Below are 18,004 nucleotides of genomic sequence, written 5' to 3'. Positions count from 1 at the left end.
CTCAATTCAACTCCTTAATTTTACCCAATACTTTATTTTGTTCTCTTTTTTGGTACCATATATTAATCTTACTTCATACAATCCTTTTTCTTTTTCTTCTTTTAATTTCCCCAAAAATCTCTCGCCTTCTTCATCTCCTTTTTTTACTAACACTATGTATTCATCTTTTACAAATGCTTCTTTTTCTTTTATTACTGTTTCTATTATTCCTTCAGAACTTTCACAAAATATTACATGTACCTTATCTATCTCTATATCAAACTTAAGCGGTTTTTCTTTTTCATAAAATCTCTTAACTACGTAAAGTACTAATATTAACACTAAAATCATTATATTTATAATCCATAATATTCCTTGCAAATTTATCTCACTACTTGCTATCTTAGATATCAACCAAGACACAAAATTTGTTATTAAAAATACCCCTGTAACTAATAACGTTAGTACTATATCCTTAAATCTTGGTTCAGTATCAAAACTTTCTTCTGTTATACTCTTAATTAACTTTGCAGCAGCTTTAGCACATTTTTCTGCTAGAATTTCACCACAAATTTTTTCTTCAACATGCTCTTTTTCATTTTCTATTATTTCTTCTTTAATTGCGTCTACCAATAACATTCTTTCTGATTCATTGCCATCACAGTAGTATGATATATTCTTACCTACAACATATCCGTTTACATATCTATTTTCAATTAATGAGTACGGTAAATATAATTTTTCTCCTTTCACTTTAATACACTTAAAAATAAAAAACTCTCCATCAATCCTGTGCTCCGCTCCTAAAAGTGAATCCGTTTTTTTGGCCTTTTCATATCTGCCAAATACGCTTATTTTCCTCTTACTCCTATCAATATAAATCTCTTCATCTATATCTAAACTAGCTTCAATTACTTCTTCATTTACCTGCATCGCACCAAATTCCTTCTTGACAAAAATTGCTTCAATCTTTTCTGAAATTGTTGTTGTGAAACCAGCAATCAACACCGTAATTATTGAACTTAATAAAAAAAATAATACTACAGTAAATAAAGCTACAATCAATATAGCCACACTATAAGCCAAAAAAGAACCTATTGTTTGTTCCAAGAACAATGATAGAACATCTGTCGTATCTATCGATAATCTCTCAAATATATAAGTTATGTCTGCAAAATACCATATAAGCCTCAGAACAATCAACACTAACCAAATTACTGCCAATGCCTTTATTAGCTTATTCAGCGCTTTCACTACCCTCTCTCTACTCTCCATGCTCTTCGCCTCTTCTTCTTTTAATTCCAAACTAAATCCCCTAAAAACAAAAATGTATAAACGCTCTCCTACAGCTCAAATGAGCCTGCAGGAGAGCATCATTCTTTATCAATATGCTGATACCCTGCTTACCCTCGGAATTATCATTTTTCGTAGAAGTGAGATATGGTATAATTTTTAAAATTAATTATAATTTTACTTTTAAATGCTCTCATAAATAATCACTATCAAAATAATTTTCTTCATCTTTGTCATTAATAGTACTTGCAATTAATACTAATATAATACATATAATTAGAAATCTTTCAACACTGTGCGCTCCCCAACTAAATATTTTAATTACAGTTCTAGATAAAAATGGATATAAAAAATATGCTAATACAAAGAAGGCTAATATATACATTATAGAAGCTGTAAATGCCATAATATTCAAAAACAATACGCATAATTTTTTTACTGATTCACTTTCTATTCTTCCCAAAATTAAAGATAATACCCATAAACTTGTACTAAGTGCTGATAAAAAAATCAACAACTTGTAGCTTTCTTCCCATGGCAGTTTAACTGGTAAAAAGAAAACCATTAATAAAGATATATAAATTCCTATAATAACTTTTATCGAACTCTTAATCATGTCCGAAATTTTGTATACCATAATAAACTACTTCCTTTCCTGTACTATTTTCGGGTCATTTCTATTATCTCACTTTCTAATACTCTGTAGACAGAATCATATGCTTTATGGTTTATTTCATCTCTAATCTTTTCTCGAGCCTTTTTTGTTGCCAACCTAAAAAATATATCAGGTATATGGTAAACCCTCAAAAAGAGTAATATTACTTTCAGCAGTATACTTCCAACACCAAATATAAACCCAATTAGCCCTAACATAACTATTACTACATTAATATCAAAAAAATGAAAACTCCAAAAACCTTTCAGTATTTCTCCTTCATATCTACTATTGTATAACTTTGCATTAGGCAATGTTTCAACAAACTTAGTCCATCTTAAAAATTCATCTTTGGGATTACCACCCAAAATAAATTTCAATTTGTTAAGCAGTATATTACTTATAGTATATATCTTCAGTCCTTCTTGTTCTGCCAAAATATTTCTCACAGGTTCTAAAAACATTCCTACTGGTGGCGCAAATGAAAATTCTACTATTGATTCGCTCGGATAACCTACAACTGAATCAGTTAGTGACATCTCAAATGCTAATGTCTTCCCAAAACCTTTTTCCTCAACGACTCGCCAATTTATATTTTTCTCTGCCCAATCTTTAGCATATCCTGCAGTCATTAACATTGCCACCAACACAACCATAATCGAATTAATTATAATTGTAATTACCCAAGTTTTAAATTTTTTCTCTATAACTTTTTTAAACATACTCTTTAGTTCCTCTAATACTCTACCACATTTCTTTTCTGCTTCATGCAGATTTATCTTTATTTTCTCCCCTAATTCAATATTCCCTCTGTCTTCCAATCTTATACATTTTCTTAGTTTGCTTTCCTTTCTTATAGGTAATTCGCTTATACCATTTTCTTTTTCTTTGATTAATCTTATCTCATATATGTCATCTAATGTACATTCCTCCAATTTATATAACTCACTCTTGAAAACCTCTCCGCTCTCATAATATTCTTTTTCAACCAATACAATTTCTCCACCTTCAAGCCAGAACTTTCCTTTTTCTCTTATCTTTTTTACATCTCTTGCACTAACTAAACATTTATTTATGCCCTCTATTTCAATATAATTCCCATCCCGTTCTTCATCCTCTTTACTACCTACTAAAGAACCAACTGCTCTTCTAAACTTTTTGATTAGCCATATCACAATTACTATCATCATAATTAACAGTATACTACATGTTATAAACCATATAGTTGATATTAAATTTCCTTTACATATATACGGTACTAATTTCCATATGTATTCCAAAATAACCCACATACCTAAAATTATCGCCAATATAAACACGGGTAATACTGATATTAATGATGATAGATGGAGTAGTTCTTTAATATCCACTTCTCTTTTACTCTTCTCTTTTAGTAAACTTATCTCTTCCTTTGCAAGGTTTTCACACATCTTTTTTATACATGTTTCATTTAAACTAATTGGTTTCCTTTCCTCCTTAATTATTTTTTCATCTATGCATTGAGAAATTTTCTTCTTGGTTTTGGCAATTCTTGCATATGAGTAATATATACTTATATCTAAATTGATGTTTGACCCTATTACATATCCGTTCACATACTTATTCTTATTAATTGAATACGGAATATATATATATCCGCCATTAGGTATATTAAATCTTTTAAACACATAATACTCTTTTTCCAGTTTATTCCCATATTCTTCTCCCCCATATATTTTGCCAACCGTATTATAATCATCTAAACCTTCTCGCAACAAATTGGTATTCCTAAGATTCTTATCAGACACTGTATCTATTTTTAATATTCTGAAAGGAAGTTTTGCAATAAATATTGCTAATTTTAGCAGATATTTAGAACAGTAGATAACATAAATCGCAATAAAAAGTATAAGATACTTAATTCCAAAATAAATTACACCTGGTATTCCAACTGTCACTAGTAAAAAACTTCCCAATAACAAAGAAAGCTGCCCACCTATTATCCCCCATACCCTTAAACTGTCAGTATTTGTTCTTAACCCTAACTCAAGTAAATCCGTTGTATACCATATAAATCTTACTATAAATATTCCTAACAACGCTGTACCTAATACTATCAACATTCTCTTTATTACTCTCTCTTCCTTGAACATCTCTAATTTTTTCTCACCTCACAATATCCTTTAATTTGCTTCTCTCCTATTTCAGTCCATTAAAATACAACTTTCTGAGGCTGCCTCCCAAAAGAGACAGCCTCAGATTTTATACTATGCATGTATCATCTAAAATGCCGTCGGTACTACTACTTTTGGAACTATCATTATCCTCATGGGTGCTAAATAACCAAATGATAGCCTCGGCACAGGTATAGTCGGTATACTTCCTCTTACTTCTCCTAAACTCGTATTTTGCCTACTTACTACAGTTAACGTTCCTAATCCCACATCTACATTAGGAATATTTGTATTCTGCTCTACTCCAATTGCTGTTCTTGAAGCTCTAACTGTTACATTTTCATTATCTCCAAAATCAAAATTATTTATATCTTTCTCATAAGTTTCTCTTAGTTGATTAATGTTCCCTACAAGAGGTATTTTGTTCCGTTTTTCTGTCGTAGTGTCATAAGATGTATTACTTTCTCCAGCTGAATATTCCACTCCTTTTAGCCATTTGAGAAATCTGTTTGCAATCTTGCTCCGCTTTATAATCACTCCTTGTACTAATGTACTTATAAATCCACTAACTATCCCTGTATGGGCATCTTCAACACCAAAGTAATCAGTTGCCAAACGCAGAGTTCTAACATTTATTCGCTGAGTATTATCTATTAAATTTTCCCCTCTTTTGGTCCACTTAGAAACCCAAGGTCTTTTCGTCACATAGTCATTCCATCCTAAGCCATTCGCTATTGACGATCCTACTAAATTGCTGAAATATTGTAAAAAAATTGCATCTTTAAGGTCTCCAATAGCCCTTTTCAAATCTTTCTCACCTGAGATAATATCTACAGCTGTCTGAGTAACTCCTTGTGTTATTACATTAGCTGCTGTACTCGCATGCGTCCACGGATCAAGTAACGGTTCCAAAAGCTTATTTTTCTTGCCCCTTGATACCGCATTTTTTATCCCTGTAGTTACTATCTCTGCTACTGATCCTACCTTGCTTTTCATTAAATACGATGCTGCCTTTATTGACTTTATAAATTTTGCTGTTCCTCCTATCTTTTTTGCTGATGCTAATACTGACGCTAATTTGCCTGCTTTTGTTGCATGTTTTAACGCGCTCACAAATCCACCTGTCGCAACTCCTACTGAAGATAATAGAAGGTTTGTTGTTACACTCTTCCATAAATTAAATTTTTCACCAGCAGCTATACTCAGTCCAAAATCTATTCCAACTCCAATAGCTGTCTGAGCTGCTATACCCAGCAACAGCGGTATTATAATGGCTATTTCCCCATTAGGATCATACATAATAACCGGATTGTTATAGCAATAAGTATACAGATTCAAACTCTCGGGATCTGATATCTTTCCTTTCATACTGTCTTGACTAACAAATCGCCCTGTGTGCGGAAAATAATACCTTGTCTTTAAATAATACCACTCCAATTCCTTGTCATAGTAGTATCCTGCATATCTTATCGGGTTCTCTTGCCCTGTCTCTATTTCTTTTATTACATTACCATACAAATCATATTCATATATATTCTTCCTCTGCCCGCTTTTGTCAAACGTGATAAGTACATCTCCATGCCCATCTTTCATAAAATACTCTGTATTACTACCGTCCGTCCTTCCTATCATACTCAAGCCCCATATGCTGCTGAATCCTTTGCCCGTTGCATCGCTTTCATATATAAGATTGCTGCCAGACCAGTAGTATGTTTTTACATCATTTGCTGTTATCTTCTTTGTTCTGAGCCCATCTCCGTCGTATTCAAATTCTACCACATTATTGTCAATCTTTGCCCATACCATCCTGCCAAGCTCATCATATCTAAATTCACTTACTTTAATCTTCTCTTCTATCTCATAAACATCTTCATATACCGTCTCGTAAACTACCTCTTTTACAGCAATACTTTGGTCATAAGTTGAATTTTGCGAATCGTATGCACTGCCGTATACACTATCATATACTGAAACCACTACTGTGCTATTGTCCGAACTATATGCTGAGTTATATACGCTTGTCTGTACCTGAACATTCTCTGCAGTATATGCATCTTGATATACAGTCTGTAAATCTTGCTTTTCTATCTCTTTTGCAACTACTTTGCTTCCCTGACCCTTGTATACTCTTGTGCGCCATCTTTCCTCTGCTCTTATCAAATTCCCATTGTTGTCATAGCCGTAGCTGTTAACACCTACAATATTCCCTTCTCTGTCTCGAGATTCAATGCTCAATAGTCTATTTAATTTATCATATGTGTAAGTCTTCTCAACGCTGTATACTTCTCCATAATCGTATCTAATATTCAGCCCTTCAGAATTAAGACTATCTCTGCTTATACCTGTCGGGACCTCTACTATCTCCTTTATTCTATTGCCTACATTGTCATATTCATATCGAGTTAATCGTCCAAATCTATCTTTGACTTCAGCTACTCTACCTACCTCATCATACTTGTACTCTGTCCTACCTATAGGCTCCTGTTTGTATATCATATTGCCATTGTCATCATATCCATATTCATACTTGTAAATATATGTGCTTGTGCCACCACCTTGTTCTATCACACTGCTAGGAGTATAATACTTATCTATCTCATTCCTTACAACATCTCTCGCTGTAACCACTAATCCTTTAAGTAAGTTCCTGCTATCATATTCGTACTCAAACTTCAGCTTATTCGGATACTCTATTGATTTCACATTTCCATTCTCATCGTATGAATATCTTGTGCTACCATCTGAGGTTATCACCTCTTCAAGCCGATTCATCTTATCATACTTGTATTGCGTCACATATCCGCTCGGGTCTTTTACCTTTATTACATTACCTTCTTGGTCGTATTCATATTCTATACTCTTGCCATCTGGATATATTTTCCTTATCAACCTATTTAGCTTATCATATTCATATTTGTTTATCCCTGTTTTGTCTGACATCTGGACTCTGTTGCCTTCCTCATCATAACTATATCTCACCTCTACTCCGCCAGCTTTAACATGCACTACCCTGTCAAGTTGGTCATAGCTGTACTCTATCCTAACTCCATTCTTGTCTATCGCATATACTATATTCCCTACTAAGTCATAGCTATATCTTTCTTCATTGCCGATTGCATCTATTACTTTGACAGGTCTGTCTATCTCATTGTATTCATACCTTGTTATATTGCCATTCCCATCCTTGACCTCAATTAAATTATCCTCTTCGTCATACCTATACTCTGTCACAGCTCCATTTTCTTGTGTAACTTTTACCAACCTGTCCAAATTGTCATAACTATAGGTTACATACTTGCCGTCTGGTCGTATTATCTTTACTATATTCCCATTCTCATCATATTCATAAATAGTTTTCCTGCCATCGTTGTCTTGGACAGTTCTCAACCTGTTCAATCCATCATAACTATAATACATTCTGTTCCCTCTTGCATCTATTCTGCATATTACATTGCCTTCTCCATCATACTCAAATCTAATCTTATTTCCATATGGATCAATTATTGTCACTAGTCTGTTATTTGCATCATATTCATACTTTGTTGTGTTTCCTCTTCTGTCTGTCTTTGCTATATTATTCCCAACAGCATCATACTCCAGCCTACTTTCATTACCATACGCGTCAATCACCTTTACTACCCTATTCAATTTATCATACTCATACTTTGTTGCATTTCCTCTTCTATCAATAAGCTGTGTTCTATTACCCACCTTGTCATATGCGTATTTGATTACATTTCCTAACTTGTCCTTATATACAACAACTCTACCAAGCTCATCATACATATATTCCTCGCTTCTTCCTTTTGCATCTGTGACCTTGACAACTCTGCCCTCTGCATCGTACTCATACTCTGTTTGTGCTCCGTTTGGTGCTATTACTCTTTTTACTCTGTCAAGAGCATCATATTCGTACCTTGTTTCTCTTCCTTTTTTGTCTTTAAAGCAAATTACATTTCCACAACCGTCATACTCATATGTTACTGCTTTGCCGTTGCTGTCTTCTACCTTGATTACCCTGTTTAGTTTGTCATAGTAGTATTTTGTCACATATCCTCTTGGATTGGTGATACTGATTACATTACCATTATCATCATAGTTATAACTTCTTCTAGTTCCATCTGGATAATATACCGTTATTAACCTTCCTGCTAAATCATATGCATATGAAGTAGTAGCACCGTTTTTATTTGTCTCTGATATTTTATATCCTTCAGCATTGTATTGGTAACTTCGGGTTTTACCTAAAGGATCAATCACTTTCGTAAGTCTTCCTAATAAATCATATTCATATCTTGTCTCTTTTCCTAAGGCATTTACCTCCGATATTTTCCTGCCTGCTAAATCATACTTGAATTTGGTTTTATTGCCTTCTGCATCTTCTACCTCAACAAGTCTGTTAAGCTCATCATAAGTATATTTGGTTACTCTTCCTTCAGGGTCTATCTCCTTTATCTTGTTCCCTACAGGATCATAAAAGTATTGATACTCTCCACCCATCGCATCAATTTCTTTTATAAGCCTGTTTTTATCATCGTATACATATCTTGTTTTGTTGCCAAGGCGATCGATTTCTTCTATTAAATTACCTACTTTGTCATATACATATACTTTTGTTTTACCAAACGCGTCTATCTCTTTTGTAATTCTGCCTTCTGGATCATACTCAAACCTTGTTACATATCCTCTTTCATTTATTTCTTTTATTTTTCTGCCTAACTGGTCATATTCATATTTTGTCTCATAACCTTCTGCGTCAACCACTCGTGTTAAATTGTTATATTCATCTTCATAATAGTATCTCGTCTCATTCCCATTTTTATCTATATACTTTGCAAGTAAACCATAGAGTCTTATGCCCGAATTTATAGAATAATATTCATATCTTTCCTTGTTTCCAAGTGGATCAATTTTCTCAATTAAATTTATACCCTCGGCATCATAAATATATTTGGTAGTAGCACCAATCCTGTCTGTTTGCTCAATTAAATTATTATTGTTATCATATTTCATTTTTATTGAATTACCATAAGCATCTATCACCTGGATAATATTGCCACGTCCATCGTATATTTGTGTAGTCTTTGCTGTTTCTAAACTAGGAGAAGTGTTTATTATCTGAATTGTAACCTGCTTTGTCATACAACCCTTCTCTTTCAGCTCCTGGTATTTTTCGCGTGTAAGACCGCTCACAACTACATCCTTATCCAAATCAGGAGTTGTCACGTCTATCCACTTTGAACCGTCATAAATCTCATACTTGTAGTCACAACCCCCACCCAATGCATTTCTCTCTTTTATTGGTTTTAGTTCTTCATTGAATACTACCATACTCTCATTACCATTTTCGTCTATATAATATCTTACTCTGTCTTCATCATCGTATATGAAAAATCTGATTATATCTTCCCCGTCGTATTGCCTCACTATCCTACCTAAAATATCATATTCATTCCTTACCACCTGGTGCCCGTTCGCATCAATTATCCTCTTGAGTCTGTCTTTCTCATCATATTCATATCTTGTCTCTGCGCCATCAACCCCAATTACTTTTATTAGTCTATCCTTGTTATCATATACAAATTCTACTTTCCTACCTATTTTACCTTTGATGTTCTCTCTTATACATACCAGGTTATCCCCTTGAAAGATAAATTCTAACTTTCTGCCGAATACATCCCTTGCCGCAAATATCTTGTCACCAGAATACTCAATAATAATGTAATTTTCATTCCTATCACCAATTTTGATAAGCTTTCCACTCTTGTCAAAAACATATCTCGTCAAATCTCTTTGTATCAATACATATTCACTACCTGACAAAACTATCTTGTCAGCTTTGTTACTGTCTGATAAGTAAATTCCATCTCCATTATCATCCACAAATACTATCGTACTACCACTTGGATATGTTACTTCAATTCCATTGTTTAGCTCTTTGACATATGCTGCGCAAATATATGCAGATTTACCTTTATATACAATTCTGTGCCAACCACTGCCGTTCTTGTTACCATCCTCTTCAATTTGCACCTTTGTCCCCTTAGTCAAATACCCTATCTTTTTGGTATTTACATTCGGTCCTTCTCTTACATTCAATACCCCTGCTTGGACTATTCCGACTCCCGCTACCTTTGTAAGCTTGCTGTCAAAATTGGTTCTAAAACCTTTACCTATTATCGTCTTTTGTTGATTAGCAAACGAATTGTAATACCTCACAAATTTAAACTCAGGACCATTCCCCTCTATACTAATATCATCAAACTCTTCCATATAATTTCCCGTAAGTAAATTAGTCATAGCTGTGGTTATCCACTTATGAAACTCTTCATTGTCTAAACCTACATCATTGTACTCTATACTTAACACTTCTTGAGGTTTTAGATTCTTTTCTGCTTCCTTTTGAAGAGTTATCCATTTAGTCAATTTCTCATATATTAGCTCTATTTGCTTGTCTACATCTTCCTGAGAAAGTCCTCCTGTATTATCAACGTAAAAATAGCCTCCTTTTGTCTTATCAGCTATATCATGTAATAACTCCCTATCGCAGTCTTTGCCCAATGCAATGGTATTTACTACTATTTCTTGTTTTATTAGCTCTGGTAGTACATCATTTGGATGAATCCCTGTGTTGTGATATCCGTCTGACAAAAGTACTATTATCTTTTTAGATTGCTCTTGGTCAAATAATTCCAGCGCAGCTTTCAATCCTCCTCCTATATTCGTAGAACCACCTGTCCATCTCATCGCATTTAGGGCTTGTAACAATTTGCTCTTGTCAGATGTCAAATTTGATCTAACACTTACAGAGCTATCGAAATCTACTAACCCAACTCTATTGTTAAGTTCATCTATATTTTGTATAAATTTCTTTGTTGCTTCTATTCTGTAATAATTTAGGTCATTAGACGACATACTGCCTGAGTTGTCAAGTACAAACACAATATCTACTTTGGAAAGATCAACTGGCATATTCTTATCACCAAGTAAAAATGTGCTAAAATGCTCTGTCTTACCCGAAACTCGATTATACACTGTATCTACTACAACATCTTCTAACGGCTCTAATATCTTCTTGTCATAATTGACATAATACAACATCAAATTATTCTCGTCTACACCATTAAGTTCTGCTTCATCATAGTTCACTACTATCTCTGCCCTCTTTATATCAAATCCCCCAGCAGTTATCTCTATCGCTTTACCTACTAATCCTTTCAATGAGTTAATAAACACATTGTCAGACCTCTTTACCTGTAAGGAAGCTATTAAAATATTTGCATCAGAAAGTGCTTTTACAAAAACTTTACCATCTTCCGAGACTGCATATTTCTCGGCACTTGTCAAAGGGTTTTTTGCCAATGGATCTGTCCCCATCACAACCTCTGATCCATCATATATCCCATCATTATCAGTATCCGGCACTAATGGATTTGTTCCTTTCTTTACTTCATAACCATCACTCAACCCATCTCCATCACTATCGTTCTTCTTTAAACTTGTCGCATATTTTAACTTCTCTACATTTGTCAATCCATCTCCATCTTCGTCATCATCTGGATTAAATTTAGCTGCAACTGTAACTCCTTCCCCCATGGCTACCTCATTTGAGTATTCACTTTCTCCTAATTCGTTAATGGCTTTCACTACATAGTAATACACTGTACCTGATGTCAAATTAGTATCTTCAAATACATTTGTAAGTAAATTTTCTGCAATTGCATAGTATGGTCCTCCACTGACTGTGCTCCTGTAAAGGGTATACCTCTCTGCTCCATTGGCTTTCGTCCATGTAAGACGTGCGCTTGTTCCATTATATCTCCCAAATAACTTTGGTGACTGTGGTAGTGCTTTGTACACTACCTCATTTGAATTCATACTGGTAGTTCCATTTGCTCCCACTGCCGCAACTACATAGTAATACGTTGTCTTCCCATCCATAGGACCATCTACATACGCTGTTGTAATAACTCCGCTTGCTAATACCTCATACTCCCCGCTTACCTTCCCTCTTTTTACAATGTAACTCCTTGCACCTTTTACCTCATTCCAAGTAAGTTCTACATATTCCCCTTTTTTTGCTATTTTCAACACCGGTGCTGCAAGTTTTTCTTCCAGTGGATTATAACTAGAATTTTCTTGAACTAAATTGTTTGACTCTCTTTTGGTAAATAACGGATCTATTTCATTCACTGGTCTCTCTATGTTTTCATTCTTTGTCAGTTGTACACCCTCGTTCACTCTTATCCTTGCAATCTTTTGTATTTTTATCTTATCCCCATCATCTGTCAGAACAGTTACTTCAACAGTCACAATATAATCCTTGCCTTCTTCTGCATCTGTCGGACTCCAAATCGCACTCTGGTTATCTTTTGCTACCTCAAGCTTACCACCACTTGCCTTCCACTCTGCCGTAAACTTGACACCCTTTACTTTGCTCTTTAGCGTGAGCTTTGCCTTTTCTATTATACCTACTTCCTCTTTATCAACAACAAGTTCAAAAAATTCGCTCGCATTCTCTTTAGTTATTTGATGATCTGTTGCTTTATAGGTAATAAATACATCTGCTTTCAATGCCCTTGCAACTATCACTGCCGCTTCTGCTCGGCTAATATAACTTCTTGGTCTAAATGTGCCATCGCTATAGCCTTTGATCAAGCCTTTCTCAACTGCAAAAATTATTTCGTTATATCCAAAATTGTTAACACTCACATCTTTAAATTTTACCTTCTTATCATTTTGCTTGCCCTCACTTGCTGCTTGCTCCCTATATTTGCTCACCCTTATCACCATTAAAACAAACTCTTCACGTGTAATTCTCTGATTTGGCCTAAATGTCTTGTCTGAATAACCTTTAACCAAACCATATCTCGCAGCTACATTTATGTAATCTCTACTCCAATGATTTGAAATATCTTTAAAACTATCTTCTCTTAATTTCTTTATTTCCTCCTCAAGAAGCTCTTTCTCAAATATTGTCCTAAGTAAAATCACAACAGCTTCAGCTCTTGTTAACTTCTCATCTGGCTATGCTAACATTACTCCATTTACCTTCACTCCACTAATAATTCCCTTCTCTATCAACCATCTAAATTCATTTTCTGCCCAGTGTCCTCTTAAATCTTTGTAATTTGGATTTTGATCTTTGAGGCTACTACCTTGTGAAAAGACATATAGATTTGTATTAAAAACAAAGACGAAAAGTATGAAGAATGCTAATAATGCTTTCAACTTCTTTGGAAATCTCACTTGTATCTCCCCCATCCCCAAAAATAATTGAATTATTTAAACTAATTTGTATACTTGAGTAGTATTTTATACAATAATGCAAAAAATGTCAACCATATTATTGTTAAATTAACGTTAACTTCTTGCATAGTTAGAAGAGTATTTGCCGTAACAAAAAATGTGGGAAAATGTTTGAAAAGAAATTGTTGGCTATCATGTTTATTCGCAAATGTAAATTCCCATGCAAGGTCATTTTTCTTCACTTTTCCTGTAACCAAGTAAATTAAGTTTTTATCACTTTTAAAAACCATAGCCTGCACATATCCCTTTGGCTAAATATTTCTCTCCCGTGAATTCTGTATCCGTTGCAAAATGAGAAAGGATATTTTTTAATTTCTTGTATTAACTATTTTTTCTTTCAATAGTTATATTCAATAATTTTACATTTTGTTGCCTTAAAAATACGAAGAAGAAAGTACTACAAAAAATTAAGGGGCTGTTCCAAAAAAATAATTGGATAACCCCTTTTTTACAATATATAGTTTTTGTTCTATTGAGTTTTACCTATATATTGCAAACAAAATTTTAAAATTTCGTTTTTATCCAGGATTCTATTGTATTTTATTGCAAAATCTTTATTATAAACTACAAATTATATTACCCCATTTTGCTAATCATTCAATTATACTAAGGTTTTAATTCAATGATTATCACATCATTTCACACTATTTAATAACGACTGGGACAGGAATAGGCTTGACTTTGTCAGTTTGAAACTCAAAAAGCTTGGGGGGACTGGGATTGACAAAATATGGACCTCAATTTTGTCACTACATCATTTCCTTATACCAATAAATTCTAAGCCTTCCTCATATGTGATGAAATTTTTTGGCCCCTTTATCTTCATCACATTCAGTATATCTCCAGCTCCTCCTTCTGTCCTTTGCTTTATCAAATATCTCTTCCCCTTTATCTCTATTTCAATAAAATTCATTGAATCTATTGCTTTCATTATCCCTTCACTACTTATTCCTTTACCTTTTTTCCTCAAAATATATTCCAATGTCCTTTGCAGTAAAAATGCCAAAAAACATATCACAAAATGTCCTTTTATTCTGCTTTCTGTAAAGTGATATATCGGTCGCACTTCTAAACAGCTTTTCATTACTCTGAATGACTGTTCTATCTTCCATAAATCGTGATATGCTCCTAAAACTTCTTCTACATCCATATCCTTTTTGCTCGTTTGTATTGCATAGTAACCGTCAAACTTCTCATCTCGTTTTATCGCTCCCTCATCCAATACATATTCTTCTGACTTTGATTTCTTCTTCAAATATTTCCTCGCACCTTTTTTCTCTGAGGCTGTTATACTTCCTTTGTTCTCTAAAAGCTCTTTGGCTTTTGATACCAATCTCTCTCTGTCTTCTTTGTCTTTCTTAGCTCTCTTGCTTGAATAGGTTATTATCAGTCTCTCTTCTATTTTAAACTCTTTACACTCTTCATCCTTGATAACATTTGTTCTTTCCAATACCTTATATTTGAATTCATCTCCATAAATTTCTTCAGCATTCAAACAACTTTTTCCATCAAGCCTTTTATATCCTTCTTGCTCAAATACTTCATCTAAAATTTCTTTACTTGCATTCTTTAATCTGCTTGCTACTATATAATCGTATCCCGCTTCTTTTATCATCTTTAAATTTAATCTGCTGTTGAGCCCTTTGTCTGCTACTATCACTATCTTATCTATACTAAATTTTTCTTTCAGTTTCCTCAGTATCTTTACCATTGTTTTGCTATCTATTGTATTGCCAGGAAAAAGTTCATAACCTATCGGCCTGCCTTCTTTGTCTACCAAAAGCCCTAACACAACCTGTACTTCATTTATCTTGTTGTCTTTGCTAAAACCAAAATTTTTAAGTTCATCGGCTCTACAACTCTCAAAGTATATTGTCGTCACGTCATAAAAAACTACATCAACTACCATCTTAAATAAATCCCTATTTTTCTGATACAGATACGTCTCTAAATCTTCTTTTATACTGTCAAGAAAATCTAAACACCTGTACAACTGATTTAAATCTATATCCTCTTCAAATCCAAAATATTTATTTCTCTGATGATAAGTTCTTAGTTTGCTCATAGGTTCTATCAATCTCTGTATGGTCATTAAAAAACTTACTTTGTCTACATCAAATTTTATCTTTCTCCCTTTTGTTGCTCTCTCTTTTAAAAACTTATCTATTTCAAGTTCTTCCCATAACTTTCTGAATACAATGTATCCCCAATTTTTTATAACTGCATCCGATACATCCTTTTCAGATTCAATAGTAACAGCTTTTGTATTTCCAGTAGTTGTTTTTTCAACAATGTCGGATAGTTTTCTTACAATGTTTTTAAAAGCAGGATCACTTTTGAGAAGATCAAGTCTACCAAAATTAAATAACACTCTTTGTTTTACCTTGCCATTTTCACGATAGTTTTCGACTAATCTAACATACTGGTAACCGCCAGCATTAGTTATTTTGACAAACATATGGTAACTCCTCAAAGGTATTTTGAGTAATCGTACCACAAAATATTCAAAATGTCAAGTATTTATAGCATATTTCAGACTATAATTTGCCACTACAATTTTTAAAATTTTTTATTTTTCTATTCTCAAAACCCGCATAAATTAAGACTTTGTTATTTTTTGTTAGCTCAAAAACTCCTCCTAACTGACAAAGTCAAGAAATCTTCTTAAGAAAAATAGAATAATTACCATTAAACCGCCTAATCCATATAAGCCAATATTTTGCTTGTAAAGTGCTAATAAAGATACACATTCTAAATATATTGGTATTATAATTGCAACTTTACTCCATCTATTTTTACTTTTAACAATTCCTAACAAGAAAAATTATCTGAATTTTATATCCTCCAGAAACCACTATACTTCTATTTAACAGGGGCTGCCTACTCTACATTCAAATAAGCAGCCCCTAAAAGTTTAATTTCTATCTTGAATTTTTTAGTGTATTTTTCCTGGTCTGAGATATTTATATAGAAAACCTCTATTCGCCTCAATTCTTATTTCCTCACCATTTTTTCTATAAGGAGGAGAATAAAATGTTTAAAAATCATAATAAACAACTCTCTTTTTTAGAACTTTATGAGGACGTTAAAAACCTCGCTCTCAATAACCCTCATAACCTTCTTGGCTTCTTCAATAAATACATCAATACCAATAGCCTCATCCCTCAATCCTTCTTTAAAGCCTACTATAAATACTTCGGTAAACATAGATGCTTCTCTTTGCAATCTATGTTATGTGCTTTCTTCATCCAAAAAATCTTCAAATTCTCTCCTTAACTCAACTCCGTGCTGTCTTGCTCAACTCTTACCAGCTCAAATCTTTCTGCAACTTCGATACTATACTCTCTATCTCTACATTCTCAAGATTTAGAAAAATCTTTCGCTCAGAAAAACTAAATCTCAAAATCCTAACCTTACTTCCTCTGCTGTGTATTATCTCACATACTCAAACCTCCCCAAATCTGCTTCTGCTTTACCTTATATCACTCGTATGTTCGCTAATGGTCATTTCTGCTATGGATACAAATTCGCTATCATCACTAATGGATTTGGTTTACCTCTTGTAATCACTCCTGCCTTCTGCCCTTCTTCTGATGACCCTCAAGACCCTGCTTTTTCTAAAGCTATCTCTGATTCAAAAGCTCTTATTCCCGCTTTGATTAACCTAAACCACAATTTCCAATTCAATCAGTTTTCAACCTTTCTCGCCGACAGTGCTCTTGACTCTTACATGGTCTATTCTTCTCTCATCAAAGATTTCAATTTCTCTAAAGTCATAATCCCTATTAACCCCAGAAATTCTAACCAAATTTCATATACTCCTACCTCTGACCCTAACATCACTATCTCACAAAACGGTATACCCTTCTGTAATAAACTAAATAAACCTTTTATCTACGAAGGTCTTTGTAATGGTAAAAATCGCTCCCCAAGAATTAAATTGCGCTGTCCTTGCTCTCAGATTAAAGACAATAAACGCTTTTGCACCTGCCCACATCCTTGTACTACTTCTAAGTCAGGTAGGATGTTCTATACATACCCGGATGCCAACCTGCGGTATTATCCAGGTATCGATAGAAATTCTGACCAGTTTTATCAACTTTACAAATCCAGAGTTACTATCGAGCAAACTATTTTTAATCTAAAGTCTTTTCTCGGTCATGATACCATTTTCTCATATGACCATATTTCACTTTTTTCTGACTTCTTACTCTCTGCTATTTGTATGCTTTTACTCTTTATTCTCTCTTATGCCATACTAAAACATCACCAAAATATCTCTTACAAAAAACTTCAAAAACTTAAAAAACTTATTGCCTGAGATTTTTCTTAACTCTAAAAAATGCATTTTTAATCCTCTACAAATTGCCCACACTAAAAACCCTTTTTAAAGGGTTTGATATAATTTTACCTTTTTTGGCTTTTGAATTATTTGGTAATAAATTTATAATCACATACGTTGCTGATAATGTTGTTATTGTGTGTAAATAGCACAATTTACCTATGCAGCCTCTTGACTTTTATTCCTGTATTCCTATTTTATGGTTTGTACATCTATTCATTTTGCAAACGGCTAAAGAATCAGAATATAAACAAAAATATCCAAGAGGGAGGT

The 18,004-nt window shown here is 33.6% G+C and carries 6 protein-coding genes and 1 pseudogene; 1 reads left to right on the top strand and 6 read right to left on the bottom strand.

Annotated elements, in window-relative coordinates; translation table 11 throughout:
• Nucleotides 1–6 precede the first annotated feature (6 nt).
• The 6 genes from OTJ99_RS01370 to OTJ99_RS01345 all read right to left on the bottom strand — a co-directional run bounded on the left by OTJ99_RS01370 (nt 7) and on the right by OTJ99_RS01345 (nt 15,847).
• Nucleotides 7–1,284, bottom strand: coding sequence for a hypothetical protein (locus tag OTJ99_RS01370; RefSeq protein ID WP_269015408.1), 1,278 nt, complete (start codon nt 1,282–1,284; stop codon nt 7–9).
• Between the two features lie 181 nt (nt 1,285–1,465).
• Nucleotides 1,466–1,909 carry a hypothetical protein gene (locus OTJ99_RS01365; protein ID WP_269015407.1) on the bottom strand — a complete coding sequence of 148 codons (444 nt, stop codon included), beginning with the start codon at nt 1,907–1,909 and terminating at the stop codon, nt 1,466–1,468.
• 23 nt (nt 1,910–1,932) lie between these two features.
• A complete protein-coding gene (locus tag OTJ99_RS01360) occupies nt 1,933–4,059 on the bottom strand; it encodes a hypothetical protein (RefSeq protein ID WP_269015406.1) in 2,127 nt (708 codons plus the stop codon).
• 129 nt (nt 4,060–4,188) lie between these two features.
• On the bottom strand, nt 4,189–13,074 hold the full coding sequence (locus tag OTJ99_RS01355; RefSeq protein WP_235374751.1) for a VWA domain-containing protein: 8,886 nt from the start codon (nt 13,072–13,074) through the stop codon (nt 4,189–4,191).
• A 33-nt stretch (nt 13,075–13,107) separates the two neighbouring features.
• Nucleotides 13,108–13,329, bottom strand: coding sequence for an S-layer homology domain-containing protein (locus OTJ99_RS01350; protein WP_235374749.1), 222 nt, complete (start codon nt 13,327–13,329; stop codon nt 13,108–13,110).
• Between the two features lie 814 nt (nt 13,330–14,143).
• On the bottom strand, nt 14,144–15,847 hold the full coding sequence (locus OTJ99_RS01345; protein WP_045165610.1) for an IS1634-like element ISCsa8 family transposase: 1,704 nt from the start codon (nt 15,845–15,847) through the stop codon (nt 14,144–14,146).
• A 575-nt stretch (nt 15,848–16,422) separates the two neighbouring features.
• Between OTJ99_RS01345 and OTJ99_RS01340 the strand changes: the two are divergent.
• Nucleotides 16,423–17,710: pseudogene (locus OTJ99_RS01340) on the top strand (transposase).
• Nucleotides 17,711–18,004 lie beyond the last annotated feature (294 nt).

The organism is Caldicellulosiruptor naganoensis, from assembly GCF_026914285.1.
Taxonomy (GTDB): domain Bacteria; phylum Bacillota; class Thermoanaerobacteria; order Caldicellulosiruptorales; family Caldicellulosiruptoraceae; genus Caldicellulosiruptor; species Caldicellulosiruptor naganoensis.
This window is presented reverse-complemented; position numbering and strand designations above follow the sequence as displayed.